The sequence below is a fragment of the Acinetobacter uliginosus genome (genome assembly GCF_044130295.1).
Lineage (GTDB): Bacteria > Pseudomonadota > Gammaproteobacteria > Pseudomonadales > Moraxellaceae > Acinetobacter.
In genome coordinates, this window is sequence record NZ_JBIQOC010000017.1 from 42,651 (window position 1) to 62,543 (window position 19,893).

A 19,893-nucleotide genomic window follows, 5' to 3' on the forward strand; every position below is an offset into this window, starting at 1 on the left:
AGATAAAAAATGGATCCAAGAAGTGAAGTTGTCATTCGACAGCATGAATACCTTTCTGGACGTGTGCTTTTAGTCAATGCACCGACTGATGATTTACTTTCCAATCTAGAGAAAGACATCAGCCCTTGTTTGTGGACATGGAATTATAATGAATTTCAATATTTTCAGTCACAACAGGCCGCTGTACATTTTGGGGTAGAGCTTCCTGAAGGCAGTTTTGACCAGGCCATTATCTTTGTACCGAAGTCCAAAGAACTGTTAAATTATGTCCTGCATAATGTCGTCAGCCGTCTAGGTTTAGGGGCTTCCATCTTCCTGGTGGGTGAGAAAAAAGGCGGCGTTGAACGCGCAGCCAAACAGCTACAGCCTTATGGTAAAGCCTTTAAACTGGACAGTGCACGTCATTGCCAGCTCTGGCAAGTCAAGATTGAATCGACGGTTAAAGAAAAGACTTTGGCAAATTGGGCCCAAGAATATACGGTAGCAACACCAAAAGGTGATCTCACTATTTGTGCCCTGCCCGGCGTATTCAGCCAAAATCGTTTAGATGTCGGCACAGCAGTATTCTTACCGTTTTTATCACAGGTCACTTCAGGTAAAATTGCCGACTTTGGCTGTGGTGCCGGTATTATCAGTGCTTATCTGGCCAAACTGAATCCTAAAAACCGCATTTTTGCCCTGGATGTTGATGCTTTTGCATTGGCCTCTACCCGCATGACTTTTGAAAAAAATGACCTTTCTCCCGAACAGCTTGAAATTACTGCTGTGACGGGTATTGAAGATGCGCCTCTTTTCTTGCATGCCATCGTCAGCAATCCGCCTTTCCATCAAGGTATTCAGACCAATTATGATGCCAGTGAAAGCTTGTGCAAAACTTCACGCCGTCATTTGAAATCGGGTGGTGAACTCTGGATTGTGGCAAACCGCTTTTTAAATTATCCATTACTCATTGAACAAAGCTTTGGCAAATGTACAACCAAAGCCGATCAACAAGGCTTTAAAGTGCTGTTCACTAGCACCGAAAAGAAATCTTAAGGAACAACGATGAGCGAAACTCAATCTGCACATTTACAGCGTAAGCTGGGTGCACGTCATTTGAATATGATCGCCATTGGTGGTTCTATCGGCACAGGCTTATTCCTGGCTTCTGGTGCAACCATTGCCAATGCTGGTCCAGGCGGTGCTTTATTGGCTTACTGCCTGATTGGAATCATGATTTATTTCCTGATGACCAGTCTGGGCGAGCTTGCGACCCATAACCCGACCTCAGGTGCTTTCTTTACCTACGGTACAAAATATGTAGAAGGCGGTTTTGGCTTTGCTTTGGGCTGGAACTATTGGTACAACTGGGCCATTACGGTTGCTTTTGAACTGGTTGCTGTCCAGTTTATTATGAAATTCTGGTTTCCTGATATTCCCGGATTTTACTGGAGTGCCATTTTTCTGAGCGTGATTTTTGCCATTAACTCACTCTCTGTAAAAGGCTTTGGTGAAAGTGAGTTTTTGTTCTCCCTGGTTAAAGTCATTGCCATTATTGTCTTTATTATTATTGGTATTGCCATGATTGCAAAAATCATGCTGACACCAAATATGGTGACCTTTGCTAACTGGACCAAAGGTGATGCACCTTTTGTTGGTGGTTTGCAGGCAATGATTGGTGTCGCCATGATTGCCGGATTCTCCTTTCAGGGCACAGAGATGGTGGGTGTGGCTGCGGGTGAATCGAAAGATCCTAAAAAGACCATTCCAGTAGCCATCAAGCAAATTTTCTGGCGTATTTTATTATTCTATGTGGTGTGCATTTTCATCATTGGTACGCTAGTGGCCTATGATGATCCACGCCTTTTACAGGCAGCTGCAAGTGAAAACATTACCCTTTCACCTTTTACCTTATTGTATGAAAAAGTCGGTTTTGCTTTCGCCGCAGGTTTAATGAATGCCGTAATCTTAACTGCGATCCTGTCCGCAGGTAACTCAGGCATGTATTCATCCACCCGTATGCTGTTTGACATGGCACGCAAAGGCAGTGCACCAAAAATCTTTGGTAAACTGGATTCGCGTGGTGTACCCATGAATGCACTGTATGCCACCACAGCAATTGCCGCACTTTGCTTCCTCACCACTTTTATTGGGGAACAACAAGTGTTTAACTGGTTGCTGAATATGTCGGGAATGTGCGGATTCATCGTATGGTTGGGTATTGCCATTTCACACTACCGTTTCCGTAAAGGTTATTTGGCACAAGGTTATAAACTGGAAGATTTAGCGTATAAAGCCAAGTTTTTCCCATTTGCACCTTGGTTTGCATTTATTCTTTGTACGATTGTCGTACTCGGACAGAACTATCAAGCCTTTATTACGGGTGATTGGCTCGGTGTATTGTCCACCTATATCAGTATTCCATTATTTCTAGTAATCTGGCTGGGTTATAAATGGAAAAACAAAACCAAGTTGGTTTCTTATCAAGATATGGATGTTAAACAGATGAATCCTGATCAGGACTAAATCGGGTAGTTAAATAAAAAAACAGCCTAAAGGCTGTTTTTTTATTTAACTTATATCAATGATGTGACAGAAATTCTTTCAAAGCAAAACTGACTTCATTTTTATGAGTGGTACACAACCCGTGCGGTGCTCCCTTAATTTGCTCTTCCACACCCTGTTTTAAAAGTTTGACGGTCTGCTGACTGCAAATTCCTGGCGGAACAATGTCATCTGCTGTTCCATAAAGCACCAAGGTCGGTACTGTAATCTGGGTTAAATCGTCACGTAAATCGGTTTCTGAAAATGCATGGATACAATCATAATGCGCCTTGATTGAACCCTGCATTGCAATACGCCAGAAATTTTGTATTATCCCTTCCGAAGTTTTATTTAACAGCTTGTCATATCCATAAAATGCTTTAGCAAAATCCAGATAAAAATCGGCCCGGTTAGCGAGTAAATTTGCACGCATCTCATCAAACACGTCCGAATCTACACCGTCTGGATAATCATCTCGTTTAATCATGAGTGGAGTTACGGCTGCAATAAGTGCAAGTTTAGTGACTTTATGCTGACCATATTTTGCCGTATAACGGGTCACGACTGCCCCACCGGTAGAATGTCCGACTAAAGCGAACTCGGTTAATCCAAGATGCTCAATGAGTTGATGCATATCTTGTGCATATTGATCAATGTTATGTCCAGCCCAAGGCTGACTCGAGCGTCCATGACCACGTCGATCAAATGCAATCACCCGATAGCCATGTTCTGCAAGAAATAACATCTGGTCTTCAAAAGCATCACTGGAAAGAGGCCATCCATGGGAAAAGACCACAACCGGCCCCTCTCCCCAGTCCTTATAATAAATCGAGGTTCCATCTGTTGTCGTTAACATCTGTGCCATTTTTTCACCCTCTTTTTATTGTATATAGGTGTTTATTAGAACAAGATCGAAATGAAACAGTGTATTAAACAAGTTATGCTTATGTAGCGAACATAAAAAAGCAGCCCTAAGGCTGCTTTTTTTAGATTAGATCAATAATTAATTATTGAGCTTGAGCAGGTTCTGCAACAACAGTACGGCTACCAGAAATAGTCGCGAATACACGACGGTTCATAGCACGGCCTTCTTTAGTGTTGTTGTCAGCAATCGGTTGATCCCAAGCGAAACCTTGAGTAGACAAACGAGCTGGATCTACATTGTATTCATTTACAAGTGAAGATTTAACAGAGTTAGCACGAGCTAAAGATAAACGTTCGTTCAATGCACGTGGACCAGTGTTATCTGTGTGACCTTCGATGCGAGCAGTAGCGTTTGGATATTCAACTAACTTCTCGGCAACTTTAGCGATTTCTGGTTTGTATTGGTCTTTGATGTTTGATTTGTTTGTATCAAAGAACACACGAAGTTCCATGTTAAGGTCTTCAGTCAACTCTTGTGGAGCTGGTTGAACTGGAGCTACAGGCTCAACTGGAGCAACTTCAACTACAGGAGCAGCAGGTTTCAAGTGACCGCCAAGAACTACGTTAAGGCCAGCTAAAGCTGTATAGTTCCAGAAATCTTCATCGATGTTATAAGTAGCACGAGCTTCAGTACGTAGAGATAAAGCATCGTTTAAGCGCCAGAAAGCACCTAGACCTGCGTTACCTAAAGTACCTTCTTCAGACTCACCATCTGCAATTGAACCTGCAGCTTTATATTTGTAATGACCAGCACCTAAAAGTACATATGGCTTGATTTTGCTGTCATAGTTTTTAGTGATCAAATCAGAAGTAGCATAGAAGTTACCATTGATTTGAGTCTGCTTATATTCTGCACCTGCAGGTACGCCAAGGCCTTCTACATCACCTTTCACTTGGTTATATTCAGCTTCAAAACCTAACCATGGAGTAAGTTCTACACCCAATGCAGCTCCAACGAATAAATCGTCTTGTAGCTCACCATCAGTAGAGTCCATCAAGTGGTCTTTAGCACCATTGTTGTGTTGAGTGTCTTGGAAAGTATAACCAAGCATTAATGGAGTAACAGTTACGCCTGCGTTTGCAGCTGCTAAAGGAGCAGCTACGAGCATTGCCAATGCAATACGACTCATTTTCATGGATTTATCCTCCAGAGATAACAATTGTTGTTCAAGCTCAAGCCTAGAATTTGGCTATTTCTGAGATAGGCTTTCTTATACCCCAGTTTTATTCTTAAGCTATTCACAGTGAATCATACAAACACTTTATTTTTTTTCCAAGTGCTTGATAACTTTAATCAAGTAAATTATTGACAAAATTACTTACAATTTCCGTTGTAATTCGGTAATTTTTTACTCAATTTATTCTTATGAATAGCTTATTGTCACTTGCAAATTATTTTAACAGCTTTCTTAAAAGTTGAGTAATAAATATTACCCGCAAAAAAACAATTAAAAAACAAAACACTAATAACACAAATAATTAAAAAAAATATATTACAGGATCACTTTAAATGCTTTTTCAAAACAAAAATGGTTTCACGTTAGTTGAGCTCATCGTTACTTTGGCTATTTTTGCCATTCTGGCGACCATTGCTTTACCTTATTTTCAAGACATAAAAGCCAAACAGGAAGTCAATACCACTACCAATAAACTGATTTCAACGATTCAATTAGCTAAATCGCATGCATCTATTTATCATAGCAATGTGGTGATATGTCCAAGTCAAAATAAAGTGAATTGTCAAACAAACCAATGGACTACCGGTTTACTGGTTTTTCTCGACAGCAATAAAAATAGGCAAATTGATACGAGTGAAAAAATTATTTATACAGAATCTACCGATTTAAAATATGGGCACTTAGACTGGAAAGGAACTTTGAATGTTCCCAGCTTAACTTTTCAAGCGGAAAATGGCTTGCCCATAGGTTCAAATGGCAGTTTTTATTACTGTTCAATAGTTTCTGATCATCACCAGAAACTGGTTCTGAGTGCGATGGGACATATGCGGATAGAAAACCTATCGAGCTGCTAAAAGACTTATCAGTCTAAAGACATCCTACAATCTTTGTTTATTCCAGCTCATTTTTCAATATACTGCTTAAGCTTGGAAAGTAATTCCCTAAAAAAATCAATCTCGGAGAAAGAACAATGACAGACATCGTAATCGTAAATGGGGCACGTACTGCAATGGGCGGCTTCCAAGGTAGCTTGGCCAGTGTAACAGCCCCAGAACTTGGAGCAGCATGTATCAAAGAAGCGATTGCACGTGCTGGATTACAAGCAACCGATGTCGAAGAAGTCATTATGGGCTGCGTGTTGCCTGCCGGCTTAAAACAAGGACCAGCTCGCCAGGCAATGCGTCAAGCTGGACTACCCGATTCAACTGGCGCAATCACCATCAATAAGCTGTGTGGTTCTGGCATGAAAGCCGTGATGCAAGCGGCTGATATGATTAAAGCCGGCTCTGCTGAAATTGTGGTTGCAGGCGGTATGGAATCCATGACTAATGCACCTTATGTATTGCCTAAGGCACGTGGTGGTTTGCGCATGGGTCATGGTGAAATTAAAGACCATATGTTCTTGGATGGTCTTGAAGATGCAGAAACAGGCCGTTTAATGGGTTCATTTGCACAAGACATGGCAAATACCCGTGGCTATACGCGTGAACAAATGGATGACTTTGCGATTCGCTCTTTAGAACGTGCACAAAAAGCCGTGAATGAAGGTTACTTTGCCGATGAAATCGTGCCTGTAACCGTATCGAGCCGCAAAGGCGATATAGTGGTTGATAAAGATGAACAACCGTTCAATGCCAATATTGCAAAAATTCCAGCACTTCGCCCTGCATTTGCCAAAGACGGCACCATTACTGCAGCGAATGCCAGCTCGATTTCAGACGGTGCATCTGCATTGGTATTAACATCGGCGGATAATGCAGCAGCAAAAGGTTTAAAACCTCTGGCTAAAATTGTGGCCTATGCTACAAATTCTCAACATCCATCTGAGTTCACCATTGCTCCGGTCGGTGCCATTCAGAAAGTTTTAAATAAAACCGGTTGGGATGCTCAAGACGTCGATCTTTGGGAGATTAACGAAGCTTTTGCCATGGTGACCATGTGTCCAATGGATGACTTCAAACTTGATCCAGCTAAGGTCAACATCAATGGTGGTGCTTGTGCCCTTGGTCATCCGGTTGGCTCTAGCGGTTCGCGTATTATCTTGACGCTCATTCATGCTTTAAAACGTACTGGTGGTAAAAAAGGGATTGCTACCCTGTGTATTGGTGGTGGTGAAGCAACTGCTGTAGCGATTGAGCTTTTGTAAAAAATTTCCCTTCGTTAAAGAGAAAATCAAGTATATTCCCCCTCTCTCTAACTCTCTCCCTTAGGGAGAGAGTTAGAGAGAGAAGATAAAAAAATCCCTCTGTTGAGGGATTTTTTATGCTTACACTTTTTTATATTTTCATCATCTAAATTTAAGCTTAAGCCTGCTAGATTAGAAGCATCAAAACAACAACAAAGGCTTTTCATGCAACTTAATCATTATCTTAATTTCCAAGGCGAAACCGAAGCAGCATTTAACTTTTATAAATCTGTTTTTGGTGGCGAGTTTTCCAATCTGACCCGTTATGGTGAATTGCCAGCGCAAGAAGGTGTCACGCTATCTGAGGCAGATAAAAATCTTATTCTGCATGTATCCTTACCGATTAATGCATTTACGGAATTGATGGGATCTGATGCCAATGATCAATTCTGTGCGCAGACCAATAGCATTTTCACGCCAGGTAATAATCACTATATTTCAATTAATCTGAATGCCCATGAGCAGGCAGAAGCACAACGCTTATTTGATGCTTTATCTGTGAATGGACAAATAGAAATGCCTTTAGAAAAGACATTTTGGGGAGCGCTCTATGGCACATTTACCGATCAGTTTGGGATTAAATGGATGGTCAATTGCCAATTAGAAGCCATGTAATCACGGTTTTTTATTTAAACATGCATAAAAAAGCCGGAATCAATCCGGCTTTTTAACATTTGCTTAAAACAATCAAGCACCTGTTTGATAATGTGCTTTTGGCACTGCAGTTGAAGCTTGATAAGGATTGGTGAAATCACCCAAACCTGCAGCAGCTTCAGCAATATCTTTACCTTCTTTAATCACGAAAGTATCGAAACCTGAGCGCTTCATATAGTTCAACACGTCTTTAAATACATCACCAGTAGCCCGTAACTCACCTGCAAAACCTTGACGACGTAACAATGCAGCGAATGAATAGCCACGACCATCGTTAAAGCCTGCAAATTCGATAAAGATTGCATCTAACTGGTCAAGCGGAAACTCATGCGTTTCAGGAGAGGCATCTACAGTAATGTAAAGTGCTTTTTTACCTGAAATATTGGCAATCTGGTCTAACTGTTCAACCGTTAAAACCACGTCACCCTGTGGTAATACGTCATCTTCACCAATTAATTGATACGTATTGTCTGCAATCGTGCCATCTTTAGAGAGCACTTGTAGTGCGGTATTAAGCATATGCACGCTCCTTAAATGGTTGAATGCCAACACGGCGGTAAGTATCAATAAACTCTTCACCGTCATTTCGAAGGTCAAGATAGGTATTTAGAATTTCTTCCACTACATCTGGAATACGGTCTGCTGCAAATGATGGCCCAAGGATGTCACCAATTGAAGCATCGTGGTCGGCATTACCACCAAGCGTGATTTGGTAGAACTCTGCACCTTTTTTGTCTACACCCAAAATACCGATATTACCAACATGGTGGTGACCACAGGCATTCATACAACCTGAAATGTTGAGATCCAGTTTACCTAAGTTGTAAATAGTATCCAGATCATCAAAACGGCGTGAAATCGCTTCAGAAATTGGAATGGATTTCGCATTCGCCAATGAACAGAAATCACCGCCCGGGCAGCAGATGATGTCAGTAATGAAACCAATATGCGCACGAGCCAGATTGTGCTGATCAAGGATCTGCCATAATTCAAACAGGTCTTTTTGCGGTACATCGACCAAGGCAATGTTTTGTTCGTGGGTGGTACGGAACTCGCCGAAGGTGTACTTGTCTGCAAGATCTGCAATCAGGTTCATCTCTTCAACAGTCATATCACCAGGAGCAATACCGGCACGTTTCAGAGAAATCGTGACGATACGATAACCTTTTACTTTATGTGCATTGGTGTTGATGTTGAACCACTGCTTAAACTTCGGATGCGCAGCAAACTGCTCAGCAAAGTCTTCATCGGCATAATCTTGGTAAGCAAATGGCGTGAAATTCTCATCCATTTTCGCCAAGGTATCTGCATCGATTTTTAGAGTCTTGATGGTATGTGCAAATTCAGCTTCAACTTTTTCTGCAAATACGGCTGGTGTTAACGCTTTTACTAAAATCTTGATACGGGCTTTGTATTTGTTGTCACGACGACCATGCAAGTTATAGACACGCAGTACCGCTTCCAAATACGCAATCAAATCTTCACGTGGCAGGAAGTCACGGATAAAGCTACCAATCACCGGGGTACGACCCAAGCCACCACCGACTTTGATTTTATAGCCGATCTCACCTGCTTCATTACGCACGATGTATACACCAATGTCGTGGAATGACGTTGCCGCACGGTCAGTTTCTTCTAATGCAGAAACCGCAATTTTGAACTTACGTGGCAAGAAGGCAAATTCCGGGTGGAAAGTTGACCACTGACGGATCAATTCACAGGTCGGACGTGGATCTGCAATTTCACCGGCAACCACCCCGGCATACTGGTCAGTCGTGGTATTACGGATACAGTTACCAGAAGTCTGGATGGCATGCATTTGTACAGATGCCAGCTCTTGCAGCATGTCCGGTACATTTTCTAGTGCAGGCCAGTTAAACTGAATGTTTTGACGTGTTGATACGTGTGCATAACCACGGTCATAGTCTTGAGCCAATTGCGCAATTTTACGCAATTGTTTTGAATTCATCAGACCGTAAGGCACTGCAACACGCAACATTGGCGCATAACGTTGTACATAAAGGCCGTTTTGCAGACGAAGCGGACGATATTCATCTTCCGTCAATTTACCGGCTAAATAACGTTCCGTTTGGTCACGGAATTGTGCAACACGTTCATTGACCAGTTGCTGGTCAAAATCAGTATATAAATACATGGCGTACAGCTAGTAGTTTCTATTATAACGGCGGACAGCATAACGAGATTTGATCTATCAACAAAATGCGTTTTTTACATATTTCATAGCGATTTTATTGATAAGTGTGTCTAAGCTGCACGGATATACAGCCTTTCAGCCTTTTTTGATTCATTTTCCATGATATTGCTTATTTTATTTATTCCTTAGCATTTATTTTCATAAAAAAGCCCGACGAATCGGACTTTTAAAATTTAACCGAATAAATAGGTAGCTTATTTTTTATCGGGTAAGGCATAAGCCACGATAGAGTCGCCCATTTTGGTGCCAAATGAACCATGACCACCGGCCATAATGACTACATATTGTTTACCATTGGCTTCATATGTCATTGGCGTTGCCTGACCACCCGCCGGTAGACGGCCTTTCCAAAGCTCATCACCATTGGTGACATTAATAGCACGGATATAATTGTCTTGGGTTGCACCCACAAACATCAAATTACCTGCAGTCGAGATTGGACCGCCCAGCATTGGCACCCCCATTTTAAATGGCGGTAATGGAATACCTGGCATACTGTCACGAATGGTACCGATCCGGCGTTTCCAGGCCACTTCATGGGTATTTAAATCGACACCCGCCACATAGCCCCAAGCCGGCTGTTTACATGGCAGTCCGAAGGGTGAAAGAAAGGCACTGATTTCTACCCCATAAGGCACACCGTACATGGGCTGAACACCTTGTTCAGTCCCCGCGCCTTTGGCTGTTTGCTTACGGTTCGGATCTTCAGGGATCAGTCTGGACACAAATGGCAAGCCAATCGGGTTCATTACTGCAATTTGACGGTCGGGGTTGACCGACATACCTCCCCATTCAAACACACCCAGGTTACCCGGGAACACCAGCGTGCCATTTTCAGAAGGTGGCGTATAAATGCCATCATAGTTTAATTTCTTGAACGCTACACGGCACATTAACTGGTCAAACATGGTGGCACCCCACATCTGCTTGTCGGTTAATTTTTCTTTAGGCGCCAAGTCAAAATCAGAGAATGGTTGAGTTGGGGAATAACGTTCGCCTTTGGTTTGTGGGCCGCGTTTTACCGTTTGCGGCACCGGCCTCTCTGTAATCGGAACGATTGCCTTACCCGTATGACGGTCCAGCACAAAAGCATTCCCTGTTTTCGTCAGCACATAGATTGCAGGAACAAGATTGCCAGATTTATCTTTAATGTCCGCTAAAGTCGGCTGCGCTGGTACATCCATATCCCATAAGTCATGATGGGTGGTTTGGAAATTCCAGACCAGCTTACCGGTAGATGCATTTAAAGCCAGCATGGAGTTGGCATAGCGTTCATCCAGTTCGATACGGTGCCCACCATAAATATCTGGCGTACCGACACCTGTAGGTACATAGACCATATCCAGTTTTGCATCATAGGCTAATGGTGCCCAGGCATTGGGGGAGTTATGAACAAATTTCTGGCCTGGTGCAGGAATGGCATTTGGATCTTCAGCACCAGTATCGAATACCCAAAGCAGTTCACCGCTATTGACGTCATAACCGCGGATCACACCAGATGGCTCTTCAGTCGAATAGTTATCGGTGGTTGAACCGCCAATAATAATGGTTGTACCTGTAACCACTGGCGGTGAGGTTGGAATATAACCGCCCGGGTATGGGAATGGCATGTCTTTTTGCAGATCGACTTCGCCATTTTTACCAAAGTCAGTACACGCCTTGCCCGTGTCGGCATTGATCGCGACAAGACGGCCATCATTCACCGGCAAAATCACTTTTTTAGGGCAATCGGCTGAAGCTGTTTTCTTGGCAGCCAGACTGGCTTCGAAGCCTGCCGTGTTATTGGCATCATAATAAGACACACCACGGCAAGTTAAATGTTGATAGGTATTATCAGCACGTAATTTAGGATCATAAGTCCATTTGGCTTGACCTGTTGCCGGATCAAGTGCAGTCAATTTCTGGTGAGTTGTACAAATGTACATATTGTCACCCACTTTAATCGGCGTGACCTGATTGGTGGTTTCACCCGAGTCATTTTCAGTTTTGAATTCACCAGTGTGATATTCCCAGGCCACTTGCAAGTATTTTACGTTTTCAGAATTAATTTGCCTTAACGGAGAATAGCGTAAACCGGACTGGGTCCGGCCATACGCAGGCCAGTCACCATCTTCAATCCCCGGAATAGGCTGTGATGTTGCAGGCTGTTTAGTGCTTAACTCGCCACGAATTTCCTGTGGATCATTAAATACCGAGTAAATCATCACGGCAATGGTGATGGCCAATGTGCCTGCAAGAACCAGTTTTGCCCCTTTGGGATGTTCAAATCCGCGAGTCACCGCAGGAATAAGTAATAAAAGACCAAATAGTCCTAAAATGTCGAGACGAGGTGCCAGCGCAAAGAAGTCAGAGCCCACTTCCCAAAGCCCCCACACCACAGTCCCTAATAGCAGCGCCGCGTAAATCAGCAGTGCCGAGCTTTTTAATTTGTGTAATAAAACTGCAGTAGCAATGAAGAATAGACCTGCGATGATGTAGTACCAAGACCCACCAAGCACTGCAAGATATATTCCTCCAATCAGCAGTACTAAACCGAAAATGATGGCCACAACAGCCAAAATCGTTTTTAGCCCTGAACCTGAAGATGGAGTACTCATATTGACCACCTATTTTTAGAATTCTTTTAAAGCTCATACCTAAAGTTAAATATGAGCACCTTTTTAATTTTTAGATTTTAAATATCTGGATTAAACCGATCTGCAAAAGAAAGTTGTGCTCCAAGCATCGAATGATAAAACCCAAGTACTTATCATCTAGAAACTAGACATCTAGAAACTAGACATCTAGAAACTAGACATCTAGAAACTAGACATCTAGAAACTAGAACGCTGTTTGTAACTTAATACCGCCAACCCAGGCATTCTCGCCATTTTTATATGCACCAACCTGATGGATATATTGAATATTTGGACGGATAGTGAGCCAGTTTGTTGCATGAATACCATAGTAAATTTCCGTATCGTATTCTTCGCTCTGTAGGCCACGGGCATCCACACTGTTATTGCGAATGTTCGCATCACTGACATCGTGATTGATCTTGATGCGGGCAATACCGATCGCAATCTCGTCCTGAGGATGAAAGTCCATTAAACCTTTATAAACCAGACCCATATTTTGCATGTCACTGACTTTGTTTGTGTCACGATCATGTACAGTTAAGTTTACAAAAGCACTCAGACCGCGAGATGAATCACCGTTATGTGCAGTCAGTTGCTGTTTGGCCACGACCCAAGCACCTTGTTTGTGCTCAGTTTGAGATGCTTCTTTTATTTCTGCAGCATCGGCGCTGCTGTAGTAATAACCTGCACGATATTCACCCGGAAGTTTTGCCGCGCCGAGTTTCGGTGTCCAAACCACTTCAGCAGGAATAATCGTACCATGAGAACCATCGGTACTTAAATTGAAGCCTTTGCCTCGTTCAAGGTTTTCAGGGTTATATTCATAGGCACCGACCTGGGCATAGACGTCAGGAGTGAAGTTATATTTCGCTCGGGCAGCCCATTGACTCACTGGCCAGTTGTACCACTGATCACCGACCCAGTTCCCCACTTGAGAACCACAAAGCGCCAGATTCTGGAAATCACAATCAAAACTGTTGAAATCTTCACCCTCACCAAAGCGCCCCACTTTGAGATCCAGTTTTTGTTCCAGGAATTTTTTCTTGATCCAGAAGTCCGTTAAACGCCAGGTTTGGCCACGGCCCCAGACTTCTTGTACCGAACTGAGATGACCATTTAAGGCAGCTGAACTATTCGACAGACTACGGCCATTACGCTCGGTCACGGTTATTTGCGCTTCAGTGTCTTGCCAGCCTAGAATTCTGTTTAAATCGAAGTGGACACCGATTGCAAACTGATCTGCGTATTCAGTGCCATCACTGGAATGATGGTCTGAGTCCAGTAAAGTCGCAATTTCACCGGTATAACCCAGACTGAAGTCATATCCTTTTTGTTGTAATGCTGTACGTTGACCATTCCAGTCACCGAACATCCACTGGCTTTGTGAATCAAATGCATTGCCTGCATTTGCGGTGTTTAATACAGCGCTGAGAGAGATCAGGCCCACACCGACACCGAACATGCTCCATAACTGCTTCACAGCCGCTCACCTTTATATTATTTTTTTCTAATACTGATGCTACTCCTGTTTTTTATTTAACATTGGGCGCAAATTGTGAATACATTGTTTTTCAATGTTAATGTTTTTAATCTATGTGAAAACTACCAGTTTCCGGCGCCTAAATGCTGTCCTATATATAAATATTCTGCCTGAGAGCGGGAAAATTTAATCGGACAGGCCAACTGGGTTTCCGTCTGCTTGCTGTCCGGAGCCAGCGGCACTTCAACTGCCCATTTTCGTTCTTGAGCCAAACGAGAATCCAAGGCTTCATCCAGAGTTAAAACAGGCTCTACACACACATCCTGATCGGCAAAGATCACTTGCCACTCTTGCCAAGTTTTCGATTGAATCTTTTCCTGAAGCGCCCGCTTGACGACTTGCTGATCTGCCGGGTCAAACGAAGCCCCTTTTTCACCAAGGATGGGAAGATCCAAAATGTGTGCCAAGCCCGACATAAACTGTGGCTCCAAACTCCCAATCGATAAATAACGGCCATCCTGAGTCTGGTAATAGTCATAAAAACTACCGCCATTTAAATACGACTGTTCGGGAAATTGTTTGGTATTTCCTGCCAATGTGGCAGCCGCTGCCATATTATTTAAAGTGGCTACACAATCGGTCATCGAAATATCAATATATTGTCCCAAACCGCTGTGCTCACGTTCCACCACAGCAGCCAAAATCCCAATGACCGCATGTAAGGAGCCTCCAGCCACATCGGCGACCTGTATACCTAATGCCGGTGGTCCACCCTCTTGCCGGCCACTATGTCCGGCAATTCCGGACAAGGCCAAATAATTTATATCGTGTCCGGCCTTATCTTTATAACTTCCGGTTTGTCCATAACCGGTAATGGAGCAATAAATCAGTCGAGGGTTCAATGCTGCAAGCGTGGCGTAGTCGAGACCCAGGCGCTGCATCACCCCCGGCCGAAACTGCTCGACCACAATATCGTATTCAGTAATCTTCTGTTTAATCAGTTCAATGTTGTGCGGATCTTTTAAATCCAGAGCAACTGACTGTTTATTACGGTTTAAATAACTGTGTGCCGTTGCCTGTCCATGGGCATAAGGCGGCAATAACCGAATCAGGTCTGGCCGTGTAGGTGATTCAATGTGGATCACTTCTGCACCGAGGTCTGCCAGATACAAAGTGGCAAATGGACCCGGGAGTAAAGTTGAAAAATCAAGTACTTTTAATCCTTTTAAAGCCGTAGTCATGTCCGTTTTTTCTCTTTTTATGTTGATTTTATATGCATATTAGAAATATAAAACTCATAAAACAATGTCATGTTCAGCCATTTACCTTGATCATTTCGGCAATTTAAGATGTAAATAGGGTGCAATAACTATTGTAAATTGCCACCCAAACAATTTTTAGCGTCATTTAGGTCAACTGCAAGTGAATATAAAAGAGAAAGAGACTGAAGGATTTAATATGAGTCGCGATACGATTAGTATCCACTTCGTCAATGCGGCTTTAACCGGCGTAAAACGTCTGGGCATGGATGTCGAAACTTTATTGTCACATGTCGGCATTGAAGCGGAATTATTACGTCAACCTAAAGCCCGTATTTCTCCGGAACAATATACCCGATTTATTCAAATGCTCTGGATGGTGACCCAGGACGAACATGTAGGCTTTGATATACAGCCACGTCGTCTGGGCACTTTTGCCATTATGTGTCAGTTGATTATTCATGCGAAAACGCTAGGAGATGCCTTAGAGCTTTCTTCCCAGTTTTATAAACTGTTTGGCGATGAATGGTCTGTGACTCTGGAACGTGACAAACACGAAGCTCGCCTGGTTCCGCTTATTCCTAAAAGCATGGATCCCGATCACTTCATTACCGAAAGCATGCTGATGATCTGGCACGGTCTGGCCTCTTGGCTCATCGAACGCCGTCTGCCACTCGAACGCGTTCATTTTGGCTACCCACGTCCTGCACATGCCGATGAATATGATGCCCTGTTCTTCGCACCGGTGATGCAATTCGATGCGCCACGTACCGAAATTACCTTTGCCGCAGACTATCTGGATCTTCCACTGCGTCAAAATGAAGAAACGCTGGAAGAATTCCTCAAAGCTGCACCTGCACAGTTGCTGGTTAAATTCAAAAACACCAACTCGCTGACTTCTCGTATCCGTGAAGTGTTAAAGAGCCAGATTGGTGAAGAAATGCCAACACTCAACGATGTGGCTTCGATGTTGTATCTTTCTCCACAAACTTTGCGTCGCCGTCTGGCTGCGGAAGGAAAAAGCTATCAGGGCGTGAAAGATGCCTTACGCCGTGATGCCGCCATTCACCTATTGCTGAATCCGGGTTTGACCCTCGAAGATGTCGCGCAGCAGGTCGGCTTTAGTGAAACCAGTACTTTCCATCGTGCCTTTAAAAAATGGACAGGGGTGACTCCAGGTTTATATCGCCAGTTGCACGGTTATCACTGATCACAACCGATCTTTTCAGTTTCTCTCTAAGCCCAAGTTTCGACTTGGGCTTTTTTATTGACCAAAAACATCATCTGATCTGACCTGATCCGTTCTCGTCATTGCACTTCGAAAATTAATCATTACACTCAAAAAAGTATAAAAATTTTAAAATCATAAAAGGGAAATGCCATGAGCGAGGCTTATATCATTGATGCCATTCGCACACCACGCGGAAAAGGAAAAAAGGATGGTTCACTGTATGAAGTGAAACCGATTACCCTACTCACCACATTACTCAATGAATTAAAAGACCGTCATCAACTCGATACTTCAAAGGTTGATGATATTGTCCTGGGCTGTGTCACGCCGATTGGCGACCAGGGTGCCGATATTGCCAAAACTGCAGCCATTGCTGCCGGATGGGACAATGATGTAGCTGGAGTACAGATCAACCGCTTCTGTGCCTCAGGTCTGGAAGCTGTGAATCTGGCTGCGCAAAAAGTCCGTTCAGGCTGGGAAGATATAGTGGTTGCTGGTGGCGTTGAATCTATGTCGCGCGTACCGATGGGTTCAGATGGCGGCCCTTGGGCACTGGACCCTGAAACCAATATGGCCTGCGACTTTATTCCGCAAGGCATTGGTGCCGACCTGATTGCCACCATTGATGGTTATACGCGCTCAGATGTGGATGCCTTTGCAGCAGACTCACAGAAAAAAGCGGCATCTGCACAAGCAAATGGCTATTTCGACAAATCAGTTGTGCCGGTAAAAGATAAAGCTGGTGTAGTGATTTTGGATAAAGATGAATTCATCAAGCCAACCACTACAGCAGAAAGCTTAGGCAAACTCAATCCAAGCTTTGCCATGATGGGACAGATGGGTTTTGATGCCAGTGCCCTGCAAAAATATCCAGAAGTGGGAGCAGTCAATCATGTACACCATGCGGGAAATTCATCAGGCATTGTCGATGGTGCAGCTGTTGTTCTGGTAGCATCCGAAAAAGCCGTGCAAGAACAGGGCTTAAAACCACGAGCCAAAGTGCTATCGACTGCACTTGTAGGTACCGACCCGACCATCATGTTGACCGGCCCGGCTCCAGCTGCACGTAAAGCCTTAGAAAAAGCCGGTTTGACGATTGATGATATAGACCTGTTCGAAGTGAATGAAGCCTTCGCTGCCGTGGTGATGCGTTTTATTACTGAGCTCAATGTTGATCCGGCCAAAGTCAATGTCAACGGTGGTGCAATTGCTCTGGGACATCCACTGGGTGCAACCGGCGCCATGATTTTGGGCACACTTTTGGATGAATTGGAACGTCAAGGTAAAAAACGTGGCCTTGCAACCCTGTGCGTCGGTGGCGGTATGGGCATCGCAACGATTATTGAATTGGTATAAGGAGAACAAAAATGAGCGCAATTCAATTTGAAAAAAATGCCGACAATATCATCATATTAACCTTAGATTCTCCCAACCAGTCTGCCAATACCATGAATGCAGATTTCCGCGATGCCTTAACAGCAACTGTAAAAAAGCTAAAAGCCGATGACCATATCGCAGGGATTATTTTCCGTTCCGCGAAAAAGACCTTCTTTGCCGGTGGTGACCTGGATGAGCTGATTCAAGCCACACCTGAACATGCCACTGAATTCTTCAACATGATTGAAGAGCTGAAAGCCCAGCTGCGTTATATCGAAACCCGCGGTATTCCTGTCGTTGCAGCCTTAAATGGCACAGCACTGGGTGGCGGTTGGGAACTGGCATTGTGCTGTCATCATCGTATTGCTCTGAATGATGCCAAAACCAAATTCGGCCTGCCTGAAGTGACTTTAGGCTTGTTGCCTGGCGGTGGCGGTATTGTACGCATGGTGCGCCTGCTCGGTCTGCAAAATGCATTTCCTTTGCTCATGGAAGGCAAGCAATTGGGTGTAGAAAAAGCCAAATCTTTAGGGCTGATTCACGACACAGCCGATTCTGAACAGGAGCTTTTAGACAAAGCCATTGCCTGGGTCAAAGCCAATCCGCAGTCTGCACAACCTTTCGATGTAAAAGGCTATAAAATTCCGGGGGGTACACCCTCGTCCCCTGCCGTGGCACAAATGCTGGCGATTGCGCCTGCCATGCTGCGTGACAAAACCAAAGGCTGCTACCCAGCGCCTGAAGCCATTATGGCGGCAGCGGTAGAAGGTGCTCAGGTTGATGTCGATACTGCTCTGACCATTGAATCACGTTACTTTACCTATCTGGCCACAGGTCAAATTTCCAAAAACATGATCGGCACCTTCTGGCATGGTTTGAATGCGATTAAGTCTGGTGCCAGCCGTCCAAAAGACATCGCCAAATGGAAAACGTCTAAAGTCGGCATTTTAGGTGCCGGCATGATGGGTGCAGGCATTGCTTATGCCACTGCATCTAAAGGCATTGCCGTAGTTCTAAAAGATATCTCTCTCGATGCGGCTGAAAAAGGCAAAGCCTATAGCCAAAAGCTTTTAGACAAGAAAGTCTCACAGAGTCATTTAAGCGCAGAGAAAAGAGATCGAATTTTAGCCGTTATTAAGACAACGGCGGATGCTGCGGACTTGCAAGGTTGCGACCTGATCATTGAAGCGGTATTTGAAAATCCCGAGCTGAAAGCCAAAGTCACGCAAGAAGCTGAACCCTATCTGGTCGATGGTGGCGTGATAGCATCCAACACCTCGACCTTGCCAATTACCGCTTTGGCACAGGCTTCTAAAAATGCGGCGAATTTTATTGGCCTGCATTTCTTTAGTCCGGTCGATAAAATGCAGCTGGTTGAAATCATCAAAGGGCAAAACACATCCAGTGAAACCTTGGCCAAAGCCTATGATTTTGTGCAGCAAATTGGCAAAACCCCGATTGTGGTGAATGACAGCCGCGGTTTCTTTACCAGTCGCGTGTTTGGCACCTTTGTTCAGGAAGGTCTGCGCCTGCTGGCCGAAGGTATACATCCAGCCCGTATTGAAATGGCTGCGCTGAAAGCCGGTATGCCTGTGGGTCCACTGGCCATTCAGGATGAAGTTTCGCTTACCCTTTCAGAGCATGTCGCGACTGAAACACGTAAAGCCCTGCAAGCCGAAGGCAAAGATCTGCCACGCTCAACTGCGGATGACGTGATTCAGACCATGATTCACGAATTTGACCGTAAAGGTAAGGCTGCTGGTGCAGGCTTCTATGACTATCCAAAAGGGGGTAAAAAGCAGCTTTGGGAGGGCCTGAAAAAATGGCAGAAAGATACGGATATTTCTGAACAGGAAATGATTGACCGTTTTCTGTTTGTGCAATCTCTGGATACTTTACGCTGTCTGGAAGAAGGTGTGCTGGAATCGACAGTCGATGGCAATGTCGGCTCGATTTTCGGAATTGGTTTTGCCCCGTGGACTGGAGGTGCTTTGCAATTTTTAAATCAATACGGTTTAGAAAAAGCCCTGCTGCGTGCCAATACCCTTGAAGCTAAATATGGCGTACGTTTTAAAGCACCGCAATTGCTCAAAGACAAGATTGCCCAAGGCGAAAAAATTTAAATCTTATTGTGCAAAAATATTGGGTGGTGTTTCAAAAAGTATGCTGACATTAAATGAAGCCATTATTGATGTAAAAAAAGGTTAAGTCGAAAGCTTTAAAATGGTTTTCAATCTTTTTTGAAAAAT

General features: G+C 43.9%; 15 protein-coding genes and 1 pseudogene. 8 read left to right on the forward strand and 8 right to left on the reverse strand.

Annotated features, from left to right (window positions below; all coding sequences use genetic code 11):
• Positions 1-9: 9 nt before the first annotated feature.
• Positions 10-1,035, forward strand: coding sequence for a methyltransferase (locus tag ACE01T_RS05595; protein WP_086195687.1), 1,026 nt, complete (start codon positions 10-12; stop codon positions 1,033-1,035).
• A 9-nt stretch (positions 1,036-1,044) separates the two neighbouring features.
• Positions 1,045-2,505, forward strand: a complete 1,461-nt coding sequence (locus tag ACE01T_RS05600) for an amino acid permease (RefSeq protein WP_395518893.1) — start codon at positions 1,045-1,047, stop codon at positions 2,503-2,505.
• A 55-nt stretch (positions 2,506-2,560) separates the two neighbouring features.
• Here the strand turns inward: ACE01T_RS05600 and ACE01T_RS05605 are convergent, their stop codons facing one another.
• On the reverse strand, positions 2,561-3,388 hold the full coding sequence (locus ACE01T_RS05605; RefSeq protein ID WP_300044116.1) for an alpha/beta fold hydrolase: 828 nt from the start codon (positions 3,386-3,388) through the stop codon (positions 2,561-2,563).
• 142 nt (positions 3,389-3,530) lie between these two features.
• On the reverse strand, positions 3,531-4,583 hold the full coding sequence (gene omp38, locus ACE01T_RS05610; RefSeq protein WP_180044211.1) for an outer membrane protein Omp38: 1,053 nt from the start codon (positions 4,581-4,583) through the stop codon (positions 3,531-3,533).
• Between the two features lie 374 nt (positions 4,584-4,957).
• Between omp38 and ACE01T_RS05615 the strand changes: the two genes are divergently transcribed.
• From ACE01T_RS05615 to ACE01T_RS05625, 3 genes are all read left to right on the forward strand, one after another.
• Complete coding sequence (locus tag ACE01T_RS05615) at positions 4,958-5,479, forward strand: GspH/FimT family pseudopilin (protein WP_395518894.1); 522 nt, start codon at positions 4,958-4,960, stop codon at positions 5,477-5,479.
• A 116-nt stretch (positions 5,480-5,595) separates the two neighbouring features.
• Complete coding sequence (locus ACE01T_RS05620; protein ID WP_395518895.1) at positions 5,596-6,771, forward strand: thiolase family protein; 1,176 nt, start codon at positions 5,596-5,598, stop codon at positions 6,769-6,771.
• 204 nt (positions 6,772-6,975) lie between these two features.
• Positions 6,976-7,425: a VOC family protein gene (locus ACE01T_RS05625; RefSeq protein WP_180044217.1), complete on the forward strand. Its 450-nt coding sequence runs from the start codon at positions 6,976-6,978 to the stop codon at positions 7,423-7,425.
• Positions 7,426-7,497: 72 nt separating this feature from the next.
• Here the strand turns inward: ACE01T_RS05625 and ACE01T_RS05630 are convergent, their stop codons facing one another.
• From ACE01T_RS05630 to ACE01T_RS05650, 5 genes are all read right to left on the reverse strand, one after another.
• Entirely contained in the window at positions 7,498-7,983 is a 486-nt protein-coding gene (locus ACE01T_RS05630) for a DUF934 domain-containing protein (protein ID WP_180044219.1), read from the reverse strand.
• Complete coding sequence (locus ACE01T_RS05635) at positions 7,976-9,619, reverse strand: nitrite/sulfite reductase (protein WP_180044221.1); 1,644 nt, start codon at positions 9,617-9,619, stop codon at positions 7,976-7,978. Before ACE01T_RS05635 ends, ACE01T_RS05630 begins: the two co-directional genes overlap by 8 nt.
• A 254-nt stretch (positions 9,620-9,873) precedes the next feature.
• Complete coding sequence (locus tag ACE01T_RS05640) at positions 9,874-12,276, reverse strand: glucose/quinate/shikimate family membrane-bound PQQ-dependent dehydrogenase (protein ID WP_395518896.1); 2,403 nt, start codon at positions 12,274-12,276, stop codon at positions 9,874-9,876.
• Positions 12,277-12,499: 223 nt separating this feature from the next.
• Complete coding sequence (locus ACE01T_RS05645; RefSeq protein WP_395518899.1) at positions 12,500-13,759, reverse strand: carbohydrate porin; 1,260 nt, start codon at positions 13,757-13,759, stop codon at positions 12,500-12,502.
• A gap of 140 nt (positions 13,760-13,899) precedes the next feature.
• On the reverse strand, positions 13,900-15,018 hold the full coding sequence (locus ACE01T_RS05650) for a CaiB/BaiF CoA transferase family protein (RefSeq protein WP_395518897.1): 1,119 nt from the start codon (positions 15,016-15,018) through the stop codon (positions 13,900-13,902).
• A gap of 217 nt (positions 15,019-15,235) precedes the next feature.
• On the opposite strand from ACE01T_RS05650, the gene ACE01T_RS05655 reads away from it, so the two are divergent.
• From ACE01T_RS05655 to ACE01T_RS05665, 3 genes are all read left to right on the forward strand, one after another.
• On the forward strand, positions 15,236-16,246 hold the full coding sequence (locus tag ACE01T_RS05655) for an AraC family transcriptional regulator (RefSeq protein ID WP_086195699.1): 1,011 nt from the start codon (positions 15,236-15,238) through the stop codon (positions 16,244-16,246).
• Positions 16,247-16,417: 171 nt separating this feature from the next.
• A complete protein-coding gene (locus tag ACE01T_RS05660) occupies positions 16,418-17,623 on the forward strand; it encodes an acetyl-CoA C-acetyltransferase (RefSeq protein ID WP_395518898.1) in 1,206 nt (401 codons plus the stop codon).
• Positions 17,624-17,634: 11 nt separating this feature from the next.
• The gene (locus tag ACE01T_RS05665) at positions 17,635-19,767 is read left to right on the forward strand and encodes a 3-hydroxyacyl-CoA dehydrogenase NAD-binding domain-containing protein (protein WP_180044231.1); all 2,133 of its coding nucleotides are present in this window, start codon (positions 17,635-17,637) and stop codon (positions 19,765-19,767) included.
• Positions 19,768-19,816: 49 nt separating this feature from the next.
• Here ACE01T_RS05665 and ACE01T_RS05670 read toward each other — a convergent pair.
• Positions 19,817-19,893 (reverse strand): annotated as a pseudogene (locus tag ACE01T_RS05670) (IS1 family transposase); the annotation flags it as partial.

Coding starts and splice junctions, on each gene's coding strand:
- ACE01T_RS05595 (WP_086195687.1), top strand. CDS start 10: ATGGATCCAAGAAGTGAAGTTGTCATTCGACAGCATGAATACCTTTCT.
- ACE01T_RS05600 (WP_395518893.1), top strand. CDS start 1,045: ATGAGCGAAACTCAATCTGCACATTTACAGCGTAAGCTGGGTGCACGT.
- ACE01T_RS05605 (WP_300044116.1), bottom strand. CDS start 3,388: ATGGCACAGATGTTAACGACAACAGATGGAACCTCGATTTATTATAAG.
- omp38 (WP_180044211.1), bottom strand. CDS start 4,583: ATGAAAATGAGTCGTATTGCATTGGCAATGCTCGTAGCTGCTCCTTTA.
- ACE01T_RS05615 (WP_395518894.1), top strand. CDS start 4,958: ATGCTTTTTCAAAACAAAAATGGTTTCACGTTAGTTGAGCTCATCGTT.
- ACE01T_RS05620 (WP_395518895.1), top strand. CDS start 5,596: ATGACAGACATCGTAATCGTAAATGGGGCACGTACTGCAATGGGCGGC.
- ACE01T_RS05625 (WP_180044217.1), top strand. CDS start 6,976: ATGCAACTTAATCATTATCTTAATTTCCAAGGCGAAACCGAAGCAGCA.
- ACE01T_RS05630 (WP_180044219.1), bottom strand. CDS start 7,983: ATGCTTAATACCGCACTACAAGTGCTCTCTAAAGATGGCACGATTGCA.
- ACE01T_RS05635 (WP_180044221.1), bottom strand. CDS start 9,619: ATGTATTTATATACTGATTTTGACCAGCAACTGGTCAATGAACGTGTT.
- ACE01T_RS05640 (WP_395518896.1), bottom strand. CDS start 12,276: ATGAGTACTCCATCTTCAGGTTCAGGGCTAAAAACGATTTTGGCTGTT.
- ACE01T_RS05645 (WP_395518899.1), bottom strand. CDS start 13,759: ATGTTCGGTGTCGGTGTGGGCCTGATCTCTCTCAGCGCTGTATTAAAC.
- ACE01T_RS05650 (WP_395518897.1), bottom strand. CDS start 15,018: ATGACTACGGCTTTAAAAGGATTAAAAGTACTTGATTTTTCAACTTTA.
- ACE01T_RS05655 (WP_086195699.1), top strand. CDS start 15,236: ATGAGTCGCGATACGATTAGTATCCACTTCGTCAATGCGGCTTTAACC.
- ACE01T_RS05660 (WP_395518898.1), top strand. CDS start 16,418: ATGAGCGAGGCTTATATCATTGATGCCATTCGCACACCACGCGGAAAA.
- ACE01T_RS05665 (WP_180044231.1), top strand. CDS start 17,635: ATGAGCGCAATTCAATTTGAAAAAAATGCCGACAATATCATCATATTA.